The organism is Frigoribacterium sp. ACAM 257 (assembly GCF_007954365.1).
Classification (GTDB): Bacteria; Actinomycetota; Actinomycetes; order Actinomycetales; family Microbacteriaceae; genus Frigoribacterium.
Window position 1 is genome coordinate 1 of the sequence record NZ_VOLO01000004.1, and the last position, 19,139, is coordinate 19,139.

The window sequence follows — 19,139 nt, forward strand, 5'->3', positions numbered from 1 at the left end:
TCCTCGAGGGCACCACCGTCCACATCAGCCCCGACGCCGCCGCCCTGCTGAACCAGACCTTCAACACCGACGCCGTCCAGGACGAGATGCTCGTCGGCGTCGCGAAGATCACCGTCGCCACCGAGTAGGGTCCGCCCTCACCCGAGTGACGACGACACCGGCCCCGACCCTGCACGTGGGCCGGTGTTCCCGGTGGGGCCCCGTCCCGCGCCTCGGCGTGGGACGGGGTTCTCCCATCGCTCCGTCGTGAGACGCCAGGAAAGGTCCTTCCCCGCTCGGGGAAGGACCTTTTCTGTCGTCTCGGCGCCGCTCGACGGGTCCGGGGACGGGACGGGGCCGGGGCCGGCCACCCCGGGTCGGCACCATTCAGGAGGTGCGGGCTGGCGCCTCCTGAACTGTGCACTAATCAGGACGCTGCGCACCTGTGCTGCGCGACTCAGGACAGAGATTCCTGAATGAGGAGAGAGCGACGCGCTAGCCGGTGACGACCGCGATCTCGTTCGCCGCGACGCCGAGGTCGCCCGTGGCCGTGACCTCGCCGGTGGCGACGTCCACCGCGTGGATCGAGCCCGACGCAGGGTCGGTCACGTACGCGGTGTCGCCGACGACCGAGAGGCTCGGGTGCGAGTCCTGCCACTCGGCCGGCCCCTCCCACGCCCCGATCACCGGGTACGAGGCCCCGAACGAGCCTGTGCCGGTGCCGACGTCGAGCACGTGCAGCGCCCCGTCGGTGCCGAGCACGAGCGCGTCGTCGTCGGCGGTGCGGCCGACGCCCTTCCAGGTGTACGCCACGCCGGACGGCAGGTCGAGCACCTGCGACGAGGCCGCGGCCGTGTCGACCATGGTCAGCTGCGTCAGCTCGTAGCCCTCGGAGTCGGGGTCGCTGTTGTAGTCGCCGAGCATGACGGGCGACGAGTCGGTGACGTAGGCGTTGCCGGTGCGGCCGTACTCGTCAGCGGCGGCGATCTTCGTGAAGGCGCCGTCGTCGTAGAGGAGCACGCCGTCGCTGCAGCCGAACACGGCGACCTCGTCGGCCGTGGTGCCCTCGCCGTGCACGGAGGGGCACTCCTCGCTGCGGGCGGTCTCCTCGCCGTCGGCGTCGAGCGCCCGCACGCCGACCCGCGACTCGGAGTCGCCGATCGTAGTGAGCAGCGTGCCGTCCTCGAGCTCGATCGAGACGCCGTGGTGGGCCTCGGGCGACGAGATCGTCTCGGTCGCGGGCAGCTCGCCGGTCGACGAGACGTCGAGCAGGTCGGCCGTCTCGAAGACGGTGGTGTCGCCGGTCCCGTCCGAGAACAGGATCGTCTTGTCGCCGTGGCGCACGACGTGGCCGGGCGTCGGCGCCTCGAAGACGAGGTCGGTGAGCTCGGGCTCTGCCGTGTAGGACTTCCCGTCGGCGGTCCAGGCCCCGGTGTCGAGCACCTGGAACCCCGCCTCGGTCGAGACGAGCACGTGCCGCCCGTCGCCCGCCGGGTTGACCCGGGTGAAGCCGGCCAGCTCGATGTCGGCGACGGTCTCGAGCGTGGTCGCGTCGAGCACGAGCACCCCGCCGTCGTAGGTGGCCGCGATGCGGGGCTGCGCCGAGGAGGCGGTGGTCGCGCCCGCCTCGGAGACCGCGCCGGTCGCGGCGTCGCCGCCCGCGCCTCCTGCGCCCGAGCCTGCCGTTCCGCTGCACGCGGTGAGGGCGAGCGCGGCCGAGGCGGCGAGGGCAAGGCCGGCGAGGGCCCTGGTGCGGTGTCGCTGGGTCATGTGTCGCTGGGTCATGTGATCCGTTTCCGTGTTCGGTGAGGGGGGTGGTGCGGGCCGGTCAGGGCGACAGGCCGGTCGCGATGAGCTGCTCGTTCGAGCGCATCATCTCGAGGTAGGTCTCGGCTCCCCCGCCGGGGGCGCTGAGCGACTCGGTGTGCAGGGCGACGACGTCGACGTCGACGTCGGCCTCGTCGGCGAGGACCTGCACGAGGCGGTCGGGCTGGGAGGCGTCGGCGAAGATCGTGCCGACCCCCGCCTCCTCGATCGCGTCGGTGAGCCCCGCCAGGTCGGACGCGCTCGGCGCCGCCAGCGTCGTGCCGCTCGGCAGCACCGCCCCGACGACGCGGAACCCGTACCGCTCGGCGAGGTAGCCGAAGACGTGGTGGTTGGTGACGAGCGCACGGCGCTCGGCCGGGATCGCGCCGAAGCTCGCCTCGAGGTCGGCGTCGAGCTGCTCGAGCTGGCCCCGGTAGGAGGCGGCGGCCGACTCGAGCGCGCCGGCGTCGAGGCCGTCGACCTGCGTCGCCAGCTCGCGCTCGAGCCCGTCGACGACGTCGAGCATCCGCTGCGGGTCGGTCCAGAAGTGCGGGTCGAGCTCGCCCTCGGCGTCGCCCTCGGCGTAGGCCAGGGGCTCGATCAGGTCGCCGGCCTCGACGACGGGCACGCCCGCGGCCTCGGCGGAGTCGACGTGCTGCTGCAGGCCCTCCTCGAGGCCGAGGCCGTTCGAGACGACCAGGTCGGCGTCGCGCAGGTCGGCGGCCTCCCGGGCCGAGATCTCGACGCTGTGCGGGTCGGCCCCCGGGGGCATCAGGGTGACGACGTCGGCCTGGTCGCCGATCAGCTCGTCGACGACGTCGCCGAGGATGTTCGTCGTGACGACGACGCGCGGGGTGCCGGCGGCTGCGCCGCCTGTGCCGCCGGGGCCACCCGGGCCGCCGTCGGCGAGGGCCGAGCAGCCGCTGGTGACGAGCAGCACGGCCAGGGCGGCGGCTGCTGTCGCGACTGCACGCGCGGGCCGCGCGGGTCGCGCGGGTCGGACACCCCCGAGTGGACCATGCACCCCGGAACGACGGGGTGTTCCGTCCACTCCGGGGTGCCGGAGGGGGGCGGGGGCGGGCGCAGCGTCGGCAGTGGGAGCAACGCCGGAGCGGGAGGGGAGGAGGCGCGCGGGGCTCATCGGCCCGTCTCCACGACCAGGCGGCCGGGCAGCGACAGCGTGCGGGCGACCCGCGCCGAGTCGGCGTGGTCGATCTCGTGGACGACTCCCGCCGACGGCGAGTTGAGGTAGCTGCGCGACGCGTCGACCTCGAGCACGACGCCGGCGGGCAGCTCGGGGCCGCCGGCTCCCGCGACGAGGTCGGCGGCGACGAGAGGCTCGGTCTGCGCGAGGACGCCCTCGGGCGAGAGGACCATCACGCGTCCGGAGACGTCGACCGCCACGACCGTGTCGTCGGAGTCGCCGACGGCTGTGGCCCGCAGCAGGGGCTCGGGGGTCTCGATCAGCGTCCAGGTGCGGGCCCGCGTGTCGAGCAGCCACGCACCGCGGGTGCCGGCGACGGAGGCGACCGCCGGGCGTCCGGGACGCGCCTGGAACGAGGTGGCGACGTCCGACGCGGCCGTCCCGGCCGGGTACGGGATGCGCTCGAGCGTCACGTCGCCGGCGCTGTCGGCGGTGGCGAGCACGGCGCCGTCGGCACAGCCGACGACCACGCCGACGCGGGTCGTTGCCGAGCCGCGGAGGGCAGGGCAGGGCTCCTCGAGGCCGTCGACGGGCTCGCCCTCGGCCGTCGTGACGACGACCGTGTCGGCGAGCACGGGCGCGGCCGGCGCGGAGGCGTCGGCAGACCCGGACACGGACGTGGCGGACGCGTCGGCCGCGTCGGAGGCGTCGGAGGCGGCCGCGTCGGAGGCGTCGGCCGCGTCGCTGACGACGCTCGCGATCAGCTCGTCGCCGAGCGGCACGAGCACTCCGTCGTGCGGCGTCCCCTCGATCCGGCCGACCGAGTCGAGCTTGCCGTCGCCCAGTGCGTCGCCGTCGAATACGAGCCCCGTGCCGGTGGCCGGCCAGAAGGCGGCGGTGAGGGACGCACTGGAGGCGGCCCGCACCTCCTGCGCACCGCCCTCGGCGGACGAAGAGGCGGCTGATCCGGGGCTGCCACTGCCGGTCTCGACGCCGAGGTCTTCCAGGTCGTCGGGCTCGGCGACGATCCGTGGCTCGGCGAGGTAGTAGTGCGAGTGGTCGCCGTGGGGAACGGTCCAGGCGCCGCCGTCGACGACGGTGAGCCGCCCGTCCGGGGTCGCCGCGAAGAGGTGCCGGCCGTCGGTCGTGAGCGAGGAGGCGTCGCCGAGCGAGCCCCCGGACGCCAGCTCGACGATCTCGCCCGAGGCAGGGTCGAGGGCGCTCAGCACGTCGCCGTCGAGGGCGACGAGGCGGAGCTGCGGCTCCTGGAGCTCGCGGGCTCCCTCGACGTACCCGTGCGGGACGGCGGTCTCGTCGGCACCGGTCGTGCCGGCGTCGTCGGCGGAGTCGGCGCCGGGGCTGCAGGCCGCGAGGGCGAGCAGCGCGACGAGGGCGGCGGGGAGGAGGGCTGTTCTTCTGGTCACGAGTGCGGGGTCGCTTCCTGTCGCGCCGGTGGCGCGAGGTCGAGGGGCGGGCGGTCAGGTGCGGGGTTGGCGGCGAGCACGAGGGTGGCTGCCGTCGTCGCGGATGCGGATGCGGGTGCGGGTGCGGGTGCCGGTGCGGACGTGGATGCGGGCGTCGCTCCGGCGGTCGCGTCGGGCGTCGATCCCGAGGAGGCGCGGTCTCCGACCACGGCTCGCGCTGCGGCTGACAGCCCGGCCAGGGCCACCGCGCACGCGGCGATGCTCGCGCCCGCCGCGGTCGAGGCGTGCCACGAGACGAGCAGCCCGACGAGCACGGCGAGGGCACCGACGAGAGCGGCGGCGGCCATGGTGGTGGGGATGCGCCGGGTCCACTGGGCGGCGGCCACGGCCGGGGCGATCAAGAGGCCGACGACGAGGAGGCTGCCGACCGCCTGGTACGAGGCGACGACGACGAGCGTGACGAGCCCGACCAGCACGACGTGGGCGAGCCCCGGACGGAGGCCGGACGTGCTCGCGACCCGCGGGTCGAAGGCCAGGGCCACGAACGGGCGGTGGAACGCGGCCGTGACGACCACCCCGACGACGACCGCGACGGCGATGAACACGAGGTCGCCCTGGTCGACGGCCAGCACGTCACCGAACAGCACGGCCGTGAGGTCGGTCGCGAAGGAGCGCGAGCGGGAGACGATCACGACGCCCACGCTGAGCATCGCGACGTAGAGCAGGCCGATGGCGGTGTCGGGAGAGACCCGCGAGCGTCGCGTGACGAGACCGACGCCGGCCGTCATCACGGCGGCGCTGACCGCGGCGCCGAGCACGGCGGGCAGCCCGAGGAGCGCGGCCAGGGCGACGCCGGGCAGGACTCCGTGCGCCATCGCCTCGCCGAGGAAAGCCATGCCGCGGACGACGACCCAGGTGCCGACGACGCCGCAGAGCACGGCGACGAGCACGCCGCCGACGAGGGCCCTGAGCATGAACGCCGTGCTGAACGGGTCGAGGAGAAAGGTCACGAGGCACGACCATACATGAAAACGATTATCAGTATGATCAAGGCATGGACATCGCACCGTCACCCTCCGCGCCTGCCTCCGACCTCGCTCCGGACCTGCCGGAGCGGGTCTCGAGGACGGTCGCGCGCCTCCTCGGGGTCAGCGCCCACCACGACGGTCGCACCGCCCTGCAGGACGTCGACGTGGACGTGCTCGGCGGTCGGCTGACGGCGCTCGTCGGCCCCAACGGCTCGGGCAAGTCGACGCTGCTGGGGGTGCTGGCCGGCACCCACCGCGACGTGGAGGGGCAGGTCGCCCTGCCCGCGTCGGGCACGACCGCGTTCGTCGTCCAGCGGAGTGCGGTCACCGACCGGCTGCCGATCACCGTGCGGGAGACCGTCGCGATGGGGAGGTGGGGGTCGCTCGGAGCGTGGCGGCCGCTCGGGCGTCGTGACCGCGCCGTCGTCGACGACTGCCTCGAGGCGCTCGACGTCGCCGACCTCGCGCGGCGCCCGCTGGCGGCGCTGTCGGGCGGGCAGCGGCAGCGCGTGCTCGTGGCACAGGGGCTGGCACGCCAGGCCGACCTGCTCTTGCTCGACGAGCCGACGGCCGGGGTCGACGCCGCCGCCACGACCCTGATCCGCGCGGCGATCAGCGCCGAGCTCGCCCGGGGAGCGACCGTCGTCGAGGCGACGCACGACCATGCGCTGCGCGGGCCGGGCATCGACGTCGTGCACCTCGTGGACGGTCGCCGCGTGGCCTGAGCGCGGATGCGCGGCTGCGCGGCGCGGCTGCAGGCGCACCTCGGCGACACGCCTGGCGGCCGCCGCACGCGGCTGTGCGCCCGCACCCCGCGAACCCGCGCGGACCCTCGCGCGCGCCGGAGGGTGTGCGCGGGTTCCGCGGGCGCGGGCAACGAGCGCCTCCGCTGGGCGCGAGCTACACCCGCGGACCAGCGCTACACCCCTCGTTCCACGGGCGTAGTGCGGGTCCGGGGGTGTAGCTCGCGTGATGGCCGCGGCACGCGCAGCGTCCGCACCCCATGAACCCGCCCACACCCCCGCACGCGCCGGAGGGTCCGCGCGGGTTCGTGGGGTGCGGACGGCGCGCGATGATGGTCGGCGTGCAGCTGCCGCCGAGTGGACCCCCGCGTGAGCCCGACGCGGGCACCGATGCCGACACGGGCCCGGACGCAGGCGCGGGCGCGGTTGCGGGCGCGGACGTCGTCCGTGCGGCCTACGCCGAGCGCGCCGGCGAGTACGCGGCAGTGCTCGGTTCGATGAGCGCGGTGCACCCCGACGACATCGACCTCGTCACCCGCTGGGCCAGGGGCCTCGACGGACCCGTGCTCGACCTCGGCTGCGGACCAGGCCACTGGACGGCGTACCTCGCCGGGCACGGACTCGCGCAGGGCGGTCATGCCGCGCCAGAGCACGCGGGGAGCGGCGGCCTCGACGTGACGGGCGTCGACCCCGTGCCGGCGTTCGTGGAGCACGCCCGACGCACGCACCCGGGCGTCCGCTACGAGGTCGGCACGGCCGAGCACCTGTCCGCGGACGACGGCAGCGTGGGCGGGGTGCTCGCGTGGTACTCGCTGATCCATCACGGTCCGGACGCGATCGAGGAGCCGTTGCGCGAGATCACGCGCGTCCTGCGTCCGGGCGGGCGCCTCCTCGTGGGGTTCTTCGAGGCGCCGACGCCGGAGCCGTTCGACCACGCCGTCGTGACGGCCTGGCGCTGGCCGGTCGCCGAGCTCGCCGCGAGGCTCGAGGCAGCTGACCTCACCGTGCTCGAGACGACGACGCGCACCGACCCTGGCTCCCGCCCGCACGCGGCCGTCGTCGCCGAGCGCCGCCCCCGCGACTGACGCTGCCGAGCAGCGCGGCCCCTGGACACCGCACGGCTGCCGGCCCGGACGACGGACGCCCCGGTGCCGGGTCGGCAGCGGGGCGTCCGAGAGACGATCAGCGACTAGTACGAACCGGCCCCCGAGGAGGCGGCGGCCGAGTCGGCGAGGAGCGCCCGCGACCCCGAGACGCCCAGGCGCGTGGCGCCGGCGGCGACGTACGCCTGCGCGTCGGCGAGGGTGCGCACACCGCCCGAGGCCTTGACGCCGAGGCGCCCGCCGACGGTCTCGGCCATCAGTCGGACCGCGTGTTCGGACGCACCGCCGGCCGGGTGGAACCCGGTCGAGGTCTTGACGAAGTCGGCACCGGCCGACTCGGCGGCCTTGCAGGCACCGACGATCGCGTCGTCGCTCAGCGCGGCCGACTCGATGATGACCTTCAGCACGGTCGGGGCCGGCACGGCCTGGCGGACTGCGGCGATGTCCTCCTCGAGGGAGGCGTAGTCGCCGGCGACCGCGGCGCCGACGTCGATGACCATGTCGACCTCGTCGGCCCCGGCACGGACGGCCTCGGCCGCCTCGGCGGCCTTGACCGCGGAGGTGTGCTTGCCGCTGGGGAACCCGGCGACGACGGCGACCTTGAGGTCGGCGCCCTCGGGCAGCACGAGGGGCAGCATCGACGGCGAGACGCAGACCGAGTACGTGCCGAGCTCGACGGCCTCGGCGATCAGGGCGTCGACGTCGGCGCGGGTCGCCTCGGGCTTGAGCAAGGTGTGGTCGATCAGGCGGGCTGCGTCGGCGCTGGTGAGGGTCGTCGCGCCGGGGGTCGTCTCAGTCATGAGACCAGGGTACGGCGGTCGGCCGCGTCGTCCTGCGCCGCGTCGCCGTCGGCCGCTCCGTCTGCCCCGTCGTCGCGCACCTCGACGACCGAGGCCGTCGGGTGCTGCGCCAGGAACCGGTCGGCCGTGCGCAGCGACATCGCCATCTGCAGCAGGGCGGGGTTCGCCACGACGGCGCTGGGGAACGTCGAGTTGTCGCAGACCCACAGGTTGGACACGTCGAAGCTGCGGCCGTCCGGGTCGACCACGGCGTCGGCAGCGTCGTCGCCCATCCGGCAGGTGCCGAGGGTGTGCGCCGTCCGGGCCAGGACCCGGATGTCGGTGCCGCCCGCGGCCTCGACGATCGACGTCATCGTGCGGATGGCGTGCTCGTCGATGGCCTGCTCGTTCGGGCCCGCCGTGAACGAGATGCGCGCCTTGGGCACGCCGACCTCGTCGAGCTCGTCGGAGAGGACGAGGCGGTTGTCGTCGCTCGGCAGGCACTCGGCGTTGATGCCGATGCCCGACAGGTGGCGGTAGCCGCCGATGACGTCGGCCAGCTCGTCGCCCCAGAGCCCTCCGCCGCGCACCAGGGTCGTGGCGAGGGTGAGCGGCGGGACGCCGAGGCTCTGGATCAGGTAGCCGCCCACGAAGTCCGCGTCGGCGGGCGCGCGCAGGTCTTCGGTGATGATCGACGACGGGTAGCCGCGGTGCCCGCGCATCTCGCCCTCGAAGGTGCCCCAGACCTGGGTGGCGCCGTGCGCCATGAAGTTGCGGCCGACCTGGTCGCTGCTGTTCGCGAGGCCCGTGTGCAGCAGCAGCCGTGGGGTCTCGACGCCGCCGGCGCAGAGGAAGAGCGCGGCGGTGCGCTGGCGGTACTCGACCCCGTCGTGCACGTAGACGACCGCCGTGACCTCGCCGCTCTCGTCGGTGTCGATTCCGATCACCGTCGAGTCGGCGCGGATCTCGGCGCCGTGCGCGACGGCGCTCGGCAGGTACGTGACATCCATGCTGACCTTGGCGCCGTTGCGGCAGCCCTGGTGGCAGCTGCCACAGCTGACGCAGGCGTGGCGGAGGCCCGCGTGTTCCTGGTGGTGGTCGTGCGTGATGAGAGCCTCGGGCGCGTCCGCCGTGCGGATCCCGACGGCGTCGCAGCCGCGCACCATCATGTCGGCCGCCGCGTTGCGCCCCGCGGGCGGGTAGGCGTAGTGCCGTGTGGGGTCCCACGGGTAGTCGCTCGGCCCGGAGACGCCGACAAAGGCCTCGACCTGCTCGATGTAGCCGGTGACCTCCGCGGAGTCCACGGGCCAGTCGACGCCCTGGCCGGTGACGGACTTCAGGTGGAGGTCGCGCTCGTCGGGCCGAGGCACGAAGGCGCCCCAGTGGAGAGTCGAGCCGCCCACGCCCCGGCCCGAGTTGTTCGGGCCGAACGCGTTCGGGTCCGCACCGTCGCTGAGGCGCTCGTCCATCCAGTTGATGGCCGTGCCCGCGTCCTCGTCGTTCGTGTACAGCTCGGGGTCGAAGTTCGGCCCCGCCTCGATCGCGACGATGCGCAGGCCGGCCGCAGCCAGCTTCGCCAGCAGGGGCGCGCCTCCTGCACCGGTGCCGACGACGACGGCGTCGACGACCTCGTCGCGGCCGTAGGTGGTCATGTCGTCGAGCTTCATCGTGCTGCCTCCGTCGGTGCTGCCTCCATGGTCGGTTCCCACGCTTCTCGGGCATCGGCGGCGAGCAGCTGGAAGCCCTGGAACCGAGGCCCGTCGCCCCCGTTCGCGTAGCCGTCGTAGCCGATGCGCGACATCGTCGCCGGGTGCGAGAGCCAGGTGCGGACGAGGTCGACCCGGCAGTCCTCGAACCACAGGGTCATCTGCTCGGCCGTGAAGTCGTCGACGCGCGGCTCGTGCTCACCGGCGATGATCGCCGTGACGAGGGCGTCCTGCTCGGCCCGGGGCAGCCCGCCGAAGCCCGCGAGCTCGTCGAGCCCGCGGCGATAGGCCTCGGGGTCGGGCGGCAGGGCGGCGTTGCGCCACCCGTCGCCACGGCCCGAGCCGACCTGCGCGTCGACGCGGGCGGCGAGGTCGATCGTCTGTCGCGGCTCGGGCGCGCGCTGCGGGACGACGCGGTCGCTCAGCTCGCGCAGGGTGCGCAGCTGCACCTCGTCGAGCACGACGGGGGCGTAGCGGGGGTCGTCGGCCAGCACGCGACGGGCGTGCAGCGCACGGGTCTGCGTGCTGACCCGCGAGGAGGCGAGGGTGCGGACCACGTCGACGGGCACGACCGGGCCCGTGCCGGCCTCGTCGCGCCAGAAGTCGCGGATGGCGGCAGCGACCTCGTCGGGGCGCTCGAGGGGCAGCAGGTGACCCGCACCCTCGAGCACGTGCACCTGGGCCCGCGGATAGACGCTGCCGTTGAGCTCTCGCTGCGCCGCCTCGCCGAGGTCGCCGTCGCTGCCGCCCGCCAGGATGACGGCGGGCACGTCGAGGACGCCGACCGTCTCGGACCAGTCTTCGCGGCTGCCGCGGTCGAACCAGGCCGTCCAGGCCTCGGCGGAGGCGCGCTGCACGTCGTCGACGGCGGTCGCGTCGGACGTCGGGTCGAGCGGCGCACCTACGTTCGCGTCGACGAACGCACGCGCCGACGCCGCGTCGAGCGCGCCCCCGTCGGCCATCGCGCGCTTCTCGGCGCGGTCGTCGTCGCTCATCGGCTCGGGGCTCGGCGGCGAGGCCGCGAGCAGCACGACGCCGCTGAGGCCGAAGAGGCCGTGCTCGCCGGCGAGGGCGCGCGAGGCCACGACGGACGCGACCTTGCCGCCCATGCTGTGACCGACCAGCAGCCAGCGCCCCGGCGCGTGACGGCGGACCTTGCGGACGACCAGGGCGGCCATGTCGTCGACCGAGACGCCGGAGGCGGCGCTCGCGTCGCCGAAGCCGGGCAGGTCGAGCGCGACCACGTCGCCGGTGTCGGCGAGCCGGGCGGCGACGCCGTCGAACTCGCGCCCGCTCATGCCCAGGGCGTGCAGGAAGAAGATCGTCGGACGGGACGCGTCGACGGCAGTGCTCATGATGGCTCCTCGCGGGCCTCGGTGCGGCGCCCCGGACTGCGGGGCCACGACGGACACTACGAGGCACCGCCGACATTACGAACGGGCGGCTGACCGGCCTCCCAGCCAACCGCCTCCTGCCGGGGTACGCCCGTCGCCACGAGCTGCATGTCGGCATGTCGAGGGCGGGTCTTCCGGGTCGAGGGCGGGTCCGCGGCTACCCGCCCTCGACCCGGATGACCCGCCCTCGAGGGGCAACGTGGCCGAGGAGGCGCAGGTCGACGGGCCGGCGGAGGCGCGGGTCGCGCCGGGCGCTCAGCCGGCGGCAGCGGCCGGCAGGGCAGCGAGCCGGCGCTCGAGCTCGTCGACCGTGCCGAGCCGCCGCTCCGGCGACACGTCCCGCAGGCGCCCGACGAGCCGGCGCGCCGCCGCGACCACGGCCGGCTGGTCGGCGCCGTACGTCTCGACGCCCGCCACGACCGAGTCGACGAGCGACTCGACCGACGGCAGCCCGACGACGACGCGGAGCGTGCCTGCGGCGTCACGGTGGCCGGTCACCCGGTCGCGTCCCCGCCACACGGGCACGAGGACCGCCGTCGACATGTCGAGCGCGCTCACCGCCGTGTAGGGGTCGTTGGTGCCGGAGGCCAGGCCGCGCACGGCGATCTCCACGAGCTGCTGCAGCGCGTAGGCGACGTCCTGGTAGGGGGTCCGCGACGGCCCGAGCGTCACGCAGGCGCGGATCGCCGTCACCGTGGCGGACGACGCGGTCGTCGTCGTGCCGACGAGCTCGTCGCCGACGATGACCCAGCTGCCGGGCACGGCGCGCACGACCGCGACCGTGTCGGCGTCGGCCGCCACGCGGGCGAGCCGCGGCCAGTCGACGGCCTGGACGTAGCCGTCCCGGTCCGTGCGCACCGCGGCCGTCGTGCGGGGCGCCTCCTGCGGCTCGGTCGTGACGCGGTCGCCGGGCGAGGCCGGGTAGGCGAGGTCGGCCGCCGTCCGGAGGTCGCCGAGCACCTGCTGCTGCAGCGACGTGATCTGCACCGACGTCGCGATGTGGTGGATGAAGAAGACGAGAACCCCGACGTCGACCACGCCGAGCAGGACGGCTCCGTGCACGGCGAGCAGGGGCACGAACGCCTCGGCGCCGTCGACCTCGGTGTGCACCGACCGCATCACGACGATCGCGTAGAGGAACGTCGAGGTGAAGGCCGCGAGCACGAGCTGGTTGGCGCGGTCGGCCATGAAGTTGCGCACGAGCCTCGGCCCGTAGGTCGACGACGTCGTGGCGAGCACGGAGATCGTGATGGAGAACGAGGTGCCGGCCACCGTCAGCATCGACGAGCCGATGATCGACAGCAGCGACCGCCCCCCGCTGGCGCTCAGCGCGTCGAGGAACGGCAGCCCGACCGTGCCGCCTCCGATCAGGCCGCGGTCGACGGCGACGAGCAGCTCGGCCGCGACGATCGCGACGACGCCGAACAGGGCCGGGAAGAACCAGAACGACTCGCGCGCGCGCAGCAGCAGGGCCCTCACGAGCGGGTCACGAGGGCGGAGGAGGCGCGGGCACGGCAGAGGGGCATGTCCCACACTGTGCCCGGTCGCGTCCCGGACGGCCCGGTACGAGCCCGAGGGCGGGTCGCACTCGTCGAGGGCGGGTCCGCATCGACCCGCCCTCGACGAAGGGGACCCGCCCTCGACGGAACGCGGAGCACGAGGAGGCGTGGAACGCGGAGCACGAGGAGGCGCAGCGCACGCAGACGAGGAGGCGCGGCGCGGCAGGGTGCCGCACCGCGCCTCCTCGACGCTGGCCGGGCCGCAGCCCGGGGGGAGGTCAGGCCCGGTGGGCGCCGTCCCCGTGGTGCCGGGTCGACGTCTCCGCGTCGACGGGCGCCTCGGCCGCGACGTGCGACACGGCGTCCGACGGCCCCACACCGGCGACCGTACCGGCACCGGCACCCGCACCCGCACCCGCACCCGCACCCGCAGCAGGGTGCGACCGCTCGAGCGACGCGCCCTCCACGTCGACGTCCGGCAGGATGCGGTCGAGCCACTTCGGGATCCACCAGGCGGCGTCGCCGAGCAGGTGCATCACCGCGGGGATCAGCAGCAGGCGGACGACGAACGCGTCGACGAGCACGCCGAGGGCGAGCCCCAGCCCGATCGACTGGATCATCACGGAGTTCGAGAACACGAAGCCCGAGAAGACCGCCGCCATGATCAGCGCCGCGGCGATGACCACGGTGCGCCCGGCGTGCACGCCGCGCTGGACGGCGAGGCGCGCCGGCGACCCGTGGGCGTACGACTCGCGCATGCCGCTGACCAGGAACAGCTGGTAGTCCATCGCGAGCCCGAACAGCACGCCGACCATCAGGATCGGCAGGAAGCTCAGGATCGGCCCGGGGTCGTGCACCCCGAAGACCGGCCCCAGCCAGCCCCACTGGAACACCGCGGTGACGCCGCCGAACGCGGCGAACAGCGAGAGCACGAAGCCGAGGGTCGCCGTCACCGGCACGAGGATCGACCGGAACACGAAGATCAGGATGATCAGCGACAGCCCGACGACGACGAGCAGGTACAGCGGCAGGGCCGCGGCCAGCTTCTCGCTGACGTCGATGTTGCCCGACGCGTTGCCGGCGACGCCGAGCGACGAGACGCCCTCGACGTCGAGCGAGCGCAGGTCCCGGACGAGCTGCTCGGTCGACTCGGCCGTCGGGCCGCCCTCGGGCACGACCTGGAAGGCGAGCAGGGCGTCGTCGTCCGAGGCGCCGATCGGGGCGATCGCGGCGACGTCGTCCTGGGCGGCCAGCTCGGTGCCGACGCGGACCTGCTCGGCGACGAGGTCGTCGTCCGAGACGGCCTGGTCGAGGTCGGCGACGACGAGCAGGGGCCCGTTGACGCCGGCGCCGAACTTGTCCTCGACGATCTTGTAGGCCTGGTAGGCGCTCGACTCGACGGGCTCGGACGACCCGGCCGGCAGCCCGAGGCGCATCGACAGCGCCGGGATCGCGACGATCAGCAGCACCACGACCCCGCCGATCAGCGTCAGCACGGCACGACCGGTGCCCATGGGCTTCGAGGGCACCTTGACGGCACCGGTGCGGCCGACCGCGGCGCGCGCCTTCTTCGTGAGGATGCGCGGGCCGACGAGGCGCAGCAGCGCCGGCGTCAGCGTGATCGCGATGAGGATCGCGACGAACACGCAGACCGCGCCCACGGTGCCCATCAGGCCGAGGAACGGGATGCCCGTCAGGTTGAGCGCGAGCAGGGCGATGAGCACGGTCGAGCCGGCGAACACGACGGCGTTGCCGGACGTGCCGTTGGCCAGCCCGATCGACTCCTCGAGCGGCACGCCGGCCTTGAGCTGCGTGCGGTGCCTGTTGAGGATGAACAGCGAGTAGTCGATGCCGACCGCGAGGCCCAGCATCACCCCCAGCACGGGCGTGACCGAGAGCATCTCGACGGCTCCCGAGAGCGACAGCGACGCGAGCACGCCGACGCCGACGCCGATCAGGGCGTTGACCAAGGGCAGTCCGGCGCCGATCAGCGTGCCGAGCATGACGAAGAGGACGACGGCCGCGATGAGCACGCCGGCGATCTCGCCCGGACCGAAGATCTCGGGGATGGTGGACGCGATGTCGTTCGAGACCTCGACGTCGACGCCGGCGATGTCGGCGTCCTCCAGGTGCGAGACGACCGCCTCCTTCGCCTCGGAGGGCACGAGGTTCAGCGCCTTGTCGAACTGGACGGTCGCGACGGCCGTGGTGCCGTCCTCCGAGACCTGGCGGATGCCGGACGAGAGGTCGAGCAGCGAGGCGCCGTCCTCGAGGGTCGACTCCTGCGTCTCGAGCTCGGAGAGGCTCGAGTCGAGGGTGGCCTGCTGCGTGTCGATCTGCTGCTGGCCCGCCGTGAGCTGCGCCTGCTGCGCGTCGAGCTGCGCCTGAGCGGCGGCGAGCTGGCCGGCGGCCTCCGCCTGTGCACGGGCGGCGTCGAGCTGCTCCTGACCTGCGGTCAGCTGCGCCTGAGCGGCGTCGATCTGCGCCTGGCCGGACTCGATCTGGGTGCGGCCGTCGGCGATCTGCTGACGACCGGCGTCGATCTGCGCCTGCGAGTCGGCCAGCTGCGCCTGCGTCGCGAACGGGTCGACCGTGCCCTTGACGTCGTCGAGGTCGGTCATGCCGCCGAGCAGCGAGACGATGTCGGCCTGCTGGTCGTCGGTGAAGGCACTGTCGTCGCTGGTCGTGAAGACGACCGAGCCCGTGCCTCCGCTCGCCTGCGGGAACTCGTCCGCGAGCTGGTCGGACACCTCCTGCGTCTTCGTGCCGGGGATGCTCACGGCGGTGGTGAGCGTGCCGCCGAACAGGGCGAACGAGCCGCCGGCGAGGCCGAGCACGACGATCCAGGCGGCGATCACCACCCAGGCGCGTCGGGCCGAGAGCCGGCCGAGTCGGTAGAGCAGGGATGCCATGGGCGGTCGTCCTCCTGGTGGTGCGGTGGGCCGGTGGTCGGTCCGTGGGGTGGTGGAGCCTCGCGTCGCGTCGTCGGGAAGGAGGTGGGGGTCGGGCGGGTCGGGCAGGTCGGTCGGGCGGGACTGGTCGGCCAGGCAGGTCAGGCAGGAGGCGCGTAGCCGCTGCGCACGGTCGCGATCAGCCGGTCGAACAGCTCGGCCCAGACCTCGCGGGAGGCGTCGTCGAGCGAGCCGTCCGTCCGCCGGACCCAGTGCACCGCGATGACCGCGATGCCGTGCATGACGGAGCTGACGAGCAGCTCGACGTCGAGCTCGTCGACGTCGATGCTGCGACGGGCCGCGTCGGCCGAGAGCTGCTCGGTCGCGCGCGAGAAGACGTCCTGCATGACGTTCGGCGCCCCGTTGCCCTCGGCGTCGCCGTCGAGGACGCGCCAGAGGTAGGCGATCACGGCGGGCAGGTCGATGCCGCGCAGGGCGAGGGCCACCTCGTCGAACAAGGAGGCGCGGGTGCCGGCGACGGCAGGCGTCGCGACGGCCGCGGTGGCCGACTGGAACTCGTCGACGGCGCCCGTGATCGCGACGGTGCCGAGCGTCATCACGACCTCGTCGAGGCTCGCGAAGTGGTTGAAGATCGTGCGGCGCGACACGTCGGCGCGGTCGGCCAGCTCGTCGACGCTGAAGCGCGGGGCGCCGCGCTCGGCGATCAGCGCGTCGGCCGCGTCGAGGATCGCCTGACGGTGCCGCGCCTTGAGGGCGGCACGTCGGTCGAGGGCGGGGGCGGTCGCGGGCACCTGCCTACACTAAGTGCAGCGACGCACTCGGTGCACGGCGTCCAGGTGGGGAAACGCTGGGAGATTCGGCCGGGTGCTCAGCGGCCGAGGGCCCGGGCCAGGTACGGGGCCGTGCGGCTCGCGCGCGACGCGGCGACCTCGCGCGGCGTGCCCGTGGCGACGACCTGTCCCCCTGCGTCTCCCCCGCCGGGACCGAGGTCGATCACGTGGTCGGCGGCCGCGACGACGTCCATCGCGTGCTCGACCACGACGACCGTGCTTCCCGCGTCGACGAGCCGCTGCAGCTGTGCGACGAGCAGCTCGACGTCGGCCGGGTGCAGGCCGGTCGTCGGCTCGTCCAGCAGGTACAGGGTCTTGCCCCCTCGCATCCGCTGCAGCTCGGTCGCGAGCTTGATCCGCTGCGCCTCGCCGCCCGACAGCTCGGGCGCCGGCTGCCCCAGCCGCAGGTAGCCGAGGCCGACCTGCCGCAGCGTCGAGAGAGCGCGGGAGGCGGCCGGCACGTCGCCGAGGAACCCCTCCGCCTCGTCGACGGTCATCCCGAGCACGTCGGCGATCGTCGCGCCGTGCCAGGTCACCTCGAGGGTCTCGGCGGTGTACCGCGCGCCGTGGCACTCGGGACACGGCGCCCAGCTGCCCGGCAGGAACAGCAGCTCGACGGTCACCGAGCCCTCGCCCTGGCAGACCTCGCAGCGGCCGCCGACGACGTTGAACGAGAACCGGCCCGCGCCCCAGCCCCGGGCCCTCGCCTCGTCGGTCGCCGCGAAGGAGGCGCGGACCGCGTCGAACAGGCCGGTGTACGTCGCGAGGTTCGACCGCGGAGTGCGCCCGATCGGGGCCTGGTCGACCTGCACGACCCGGTCGACCAGCGGGTGCTCGGTCGCCCGCTCGGCGAGGACGCCGCCGACGAGGCTCGACTTGCCCGAGCCGGACACGCCCGTGACGGCGGTGAGCACCCCGAGCGGCACGTCGACGTCCAGTGCACGCAGGTTGTGCCGGGCGACGTCGCGCAGCTCGAGCCACGCGGTCGGGGCGCGGGGGGCACGCTCGATGCGTGCGTCCGCGGGGGTCTCGTGCGCCTCCTCGGCGGTGTCGCCCTCGCCCCGACGCACTGTTCCGGCGTCCCGACGCACGGGTCCGGCGTTCTTGCGCACGGGTCCGGCGTCCTGACGCACGACGCCTGCGTCTCGACGCGGCGAGAGGAACCGCCGCGTGACCGACGCCTCGACGTCGGCGAGGCCCTCGACGGGGCCGCTGTAGAGCACCTCTCCGCCCCCGGTGCCGGCGCCGGGACCGACGTCGACGACCCAGTCGGCACGGCGGACGATCTCCATGTCGTGCTCGACGACGAACACGCTGTTCCCGCCCGCGCGCAGCTCCTCGAGCACCTCGACGAGCGACTCCGCGTCGGCCGGGTGCAGGCCCGCACTCGGCTCGTCGAGCACGTAGACGACTCCGAAGAGGCCGCTGCGCAGCTGCGTCGCGATGCGCAGCCGCTGCATCTCGCCCGGCGAGAGCGTCGGCGTGGCCCGGTCGAGGCTGAGGTAGCCGAGCCCGAGGCCGGTGAGCACCTCGACCCGGGACAGCAGGTCGCGTGCGATGGTGACGGCCACCTCCGTCCCCTCGCCCGAGGAGGCGCGCGAGGTCGCCGCGGTCGCGTGCGCCAACGAGGCGGTCGGTCGCAGCATCTCGGCGACCTCGGAGAGGGGCAGCCCGTTCAGCTCGGCGATCGTGCGGCCGGCGAAGGTCACGGCGAGCGCCGCCCGCGTCAGGCCGGTGCCGCCGCAGAACGAGCACGGGCCCGACTCGACGAACTGCAGCACCTTGGCGCGCTGCGTCTCGCTCTGCGAGTCGGCGAGGGTGTGCAGCACGAAGGCGCGGGCGCTCCAGAACCGGCCCTTGTACGGCTTCGCCACGCGGTCGCGCTGCGGGACGACCTCGACGACGGGCTGTTCCTCGGTGAAGAGCAGCCAGTCGCGGTCGGCCTTCGGCAGCTCCCGCCAGGGCCGGTCGATGTCGTGGCCGAGCACCGCGGTGACGTCGCGCAGGTTCTTGCCCTGCCAGGCGCCCGGCCAGGCGGCGATGGCCCCGTCGCGGATGCTCAGCGAGTCGTCGTGCACGGCGGACGCCTCGGTCACCTCGTGCGCGGTGCCGAGCCCGTGGCAGCGCGGGCAGGCGCCCGCGACCGTGTTCGGCGAGAACGAGTCGGACTCGAGCCGCTCGGCGCCGGCGGGGTAGCTGCCCGCCCGCGACCAGAGCATGCGGGTGGAGTTCGAGAGCGTCGTGAGGGTGCCGACGGTCGAGCGGGAGCTCGGCGCCCCGCGCCGCTGCTGCAGCGCGACCGCCGGCGGCAGGCCCGTGATCGACGCGACGTGCGGGGTGCTGCCCTGGGCGATGAGCCGGCGGGCGTAGGGCGCGACCGACTCGAGGAACCGGCGCTGCGCCTCCGCGAAGATCGTGCCGAACGCGAGCGACGACTTGCCCGAGCCGGAGACGCCCGTGAAGGCGACGATGCGGTCGCGGGGCACGTCGACGTCGACGTCGCGCAGGTTGTTCTCGCGGGCGCCGCGCACACGGACGAAGCCGTCGGCGGGGGCGTCGGCGGATGTCGAGGAGGTGCGCGAACGTGAGGAGGGCATCCGGGCGATGGTAGGCGGTGCCGCCGCACGATGCCGAGGGCGGGTCTTCCGGGTCGAGGGCGGGTCCGCGCGCACCCGCCGTCGACCCGAACGACCCGCCCTCGACGGGGACGCTGTCAGGGGCCACCGGGAGGCGGCGTCCGTCGGCTGGCTGCGAGAGGGGCGGACGGCCTTGTCCGCCCGCACCCCCGTCGC

At 74.3% G+C, this 19,139-nt stretch carries 13 protein-coding genes; 2 read left to right on the plus strand and 11 right to left on the minus strand.

The features are described from left to right. Positions 1-474: 474 nt before the first annotated feature. From aztD to aztB, 4 genes are all read right to left on the minus strand, one after another. The gene (gene aztD, locus ES689_RS12240; RefSeq protein WP_146904987.1) at positions 475-1,749 is read right to left on the minus strand and encodes a zinc metallochaperone AztD; all 1,275 of its coding nucleotides are present in this window, start codon (positions 1,747-1,749) and stop codon (positions 475-477) included. A gap of 58 nt (positions 1,750-1,807) precedes the next feature. Beyond that, positions 1,808-2,722 carry a zinc ABC transporter substrate-binding protein AztC gene (aztC, locus tag ES689_RS12245; RefSeq protein WP_223269599.1) on the minus strand — a complete coding sequence of 305 codons (915 nt, stop codon included), beginning with the start codon at positions 2,720-2,722 and terminating at the stop codon, positions 1,808-1,810. A gap of 200 nt (positions 2,723-2,922) precedes the next feature. Further along, on the minus strand, positions 2,923-4,353 hold the full coding sequence (locus tag ES689_RS12250; RefSeq protein ID WP_146904992.1) for an ABC transporter: 1,431 nt from the start codon (positions 4,351-4,353) through the stop codon (positions 2,923-2,925). Then, on the minus strand, positions 4,350-5,363 hold the full coding sequence (gene aztB, locus ES689_RS12255) for a zinc ABC transporter permease AztB (protein ID WP_146904995.1): 1,014 nt from the start codon (positions 5,361-5,363) through the stop codon (positions 4,350-4,352). Before aztB ends, ES689_RS12250 begins: the two co-directional genes overlap by 4 nt. Positions 5,364-5,407: 44 nt before the next feature. Here aztB and aztA point away from each other — a divergent pair, with 44 nt between their 5' ends. Both aztA and ES689_RS12265 read left to right on the plus strand, forming a co-directional pair. Further along, on the plus strand, positions 5,408-6,106 hold the full coding sequence (gene aztA, locus ES689_RS12260) for a zinc ABC transporter ATP-binding protein AztA (RefSeq protein ID WP_146904998.1): 699 nt from the start codon (positions 5,408-5,410) through the stop codon (positions 6,104-6,106). 278 nt (positions 6,107-6,384) lie between these two features. Next, positions 6,385-7,209 (plus strand): class I SAM-dependent methyltransferase, encoded by an 825-nt coding sequence (locus ES689_RS12265; protein WP_370512371.1) that lies wholly within the window; start codon positions 6,385-6,387, stop codon positions 7,207-7,209. Positions 7,210-7,313: 104 nt separating this feature from the next. On the opposite strand, the gene deoC is transcribed toward ES689_RS12265, so the two are convergent. The 7 genes from deoC to ES689_RS12300 all read right to left on the minus strand — a co-directional run bounded on the left by deoC (position 7,314) and on the right by ES689_RS12300 (position 18,944). Continuing rightward, the gene (deoC, locus tag ES689_RS12270; protein ID WP_146905001.1) at positions 7,314-8,027 is read right to left on the minus strand and encodes a deoxyribose-phosphate aldolase; all 714 of its coding nucleotides are present in this window, start codon (positions 8,025-8,027) and stop codon (positions 7,314-7,316) included. After that, entirely contained in the window at positions 8,024-9,673 is a 1,650-nt protein-coding gene (locus tag ES689_RS12275) for a GMC family oxidoreductase (protein WP_223269585.1), read from the minus strand. The genes deoC and ES689_RS12275 overlap by 4 nt, the downstream gene beginning before the upstream one ends. Then, positions 9,670-11,067: an alpha/beta hydrolase gene (locus ES689_RS12280; protein ID WP_146905004.1), complete on the minus strand. Its 1,398-nt coding sequence runs from the start codon at positions 11,065-11,067 to the stop codon at positions 9,670-9,672. The genes ES689_RS12275 and ES689_RS12280 overlap by 4 nt, the downstream gene beginning before the upstream one ends. Positions 11,068-11,361: 294 nt before the next feature. Continuing rightward, positions 11,362-12,585, minus strand: a complete 1,224-nt coding sequence (locus ES689_RS12285) for a DUF2254 domain-containing protein (protein ID WP_191330415.1) — start codon at positions 12,583-12,585, stop codon at positions 11,362-11,364. A 298-nt stretch (positions 12,586-12,883) separates the two neighbouring features. Beyond that, positions 12,884-15,517, minus strand: a complete 2,634-nt coding sequence (locus ES689_RS12290; protein ID WP_146905010.1) for an MMPL family transporter — start codon at positions 15,515-15,517, stop codon at positions 12,884-12,886. Positions 15,518-15,657: 140 nt separating this feature from the next. Further along, positions 15,658-16,308 (minus strand): helix-turn-helix domain-containing protein, encoded by a 651-nt coding sequence (locus ES689_RS12295; protein ID WP_146905013.1) that lies wholly within the window; start codon positions 16,306-16,308, stop codon positions 15,658-15,660. Between the two features lie 77 nt (positions 16,309-16,385). Beyond that, a complete protein-coding gene (locus ES689_RS12300) occupies positions 16,386-18,944 on the minus strand; it encodes an excinuclease ABC subunit UvrA (RefSeq protein WP_146905016.1) in 2,559 nt (852 codons plus the stop codon). Positions 18,945-19,139 lie beyond the last annotated feature (195 nt).

Coding starts and splice junctions, on each gene's coding strand:
- aztD (WP_146904987.1), bottom strand. CDS start 1,749: ATGACCCAGCGACACCGCACCAGGGCCCTCGCCGGCCTTGCCCTCGCC.
- aztA (WP_146904998.1), top strand. CDS start 5,408: ATGGACATCGCACCGTCACCCTCCGCGCCTGCCTCCGACCTCGCTCCG.
- ES689_RS12265 (WP_370512371.1), top strand. CDS start 6,385: ATGAACCCGCCCACACCCCCGCACGCGCCGGAGGGTCCGCGCGGGTTC.
- deoC (WP_146905001.1), bottom strand. CDS start 8,027: ATGACTGAGACGACCCCCGGCGCGACGACCCTCACCAGCGCCGACGCA.
- ES689_RS12275 (WP_223269585.1), bottom strand. CDS start 9,673: ATGAAGCTCGACGACATGACCACCTACGGCCGCGACGAGGTCGTCGAC.
- ES689_RS12280 (WP_146905004.1), bottom strand. CDS start 11,067: ATGAGCACTGCCGTCGACGCGTCCCGTCCGACGATCTTCTTCCTGCAC.
- ES689_RS12290 (WP_146905010.1), bottom strand. CDS start 15,517: ATGGCATCCCTGCTCTACCGACTCGGCCGGCTCTCGGCCCGACGCGCC.
- ES689_RS12300 (WP_146905016.1), bottom strand. CDS start 18,944: ATGCCCTCCTCACGTTCGCGCACCTCCTCGACATCCGCCGACGCCCCC.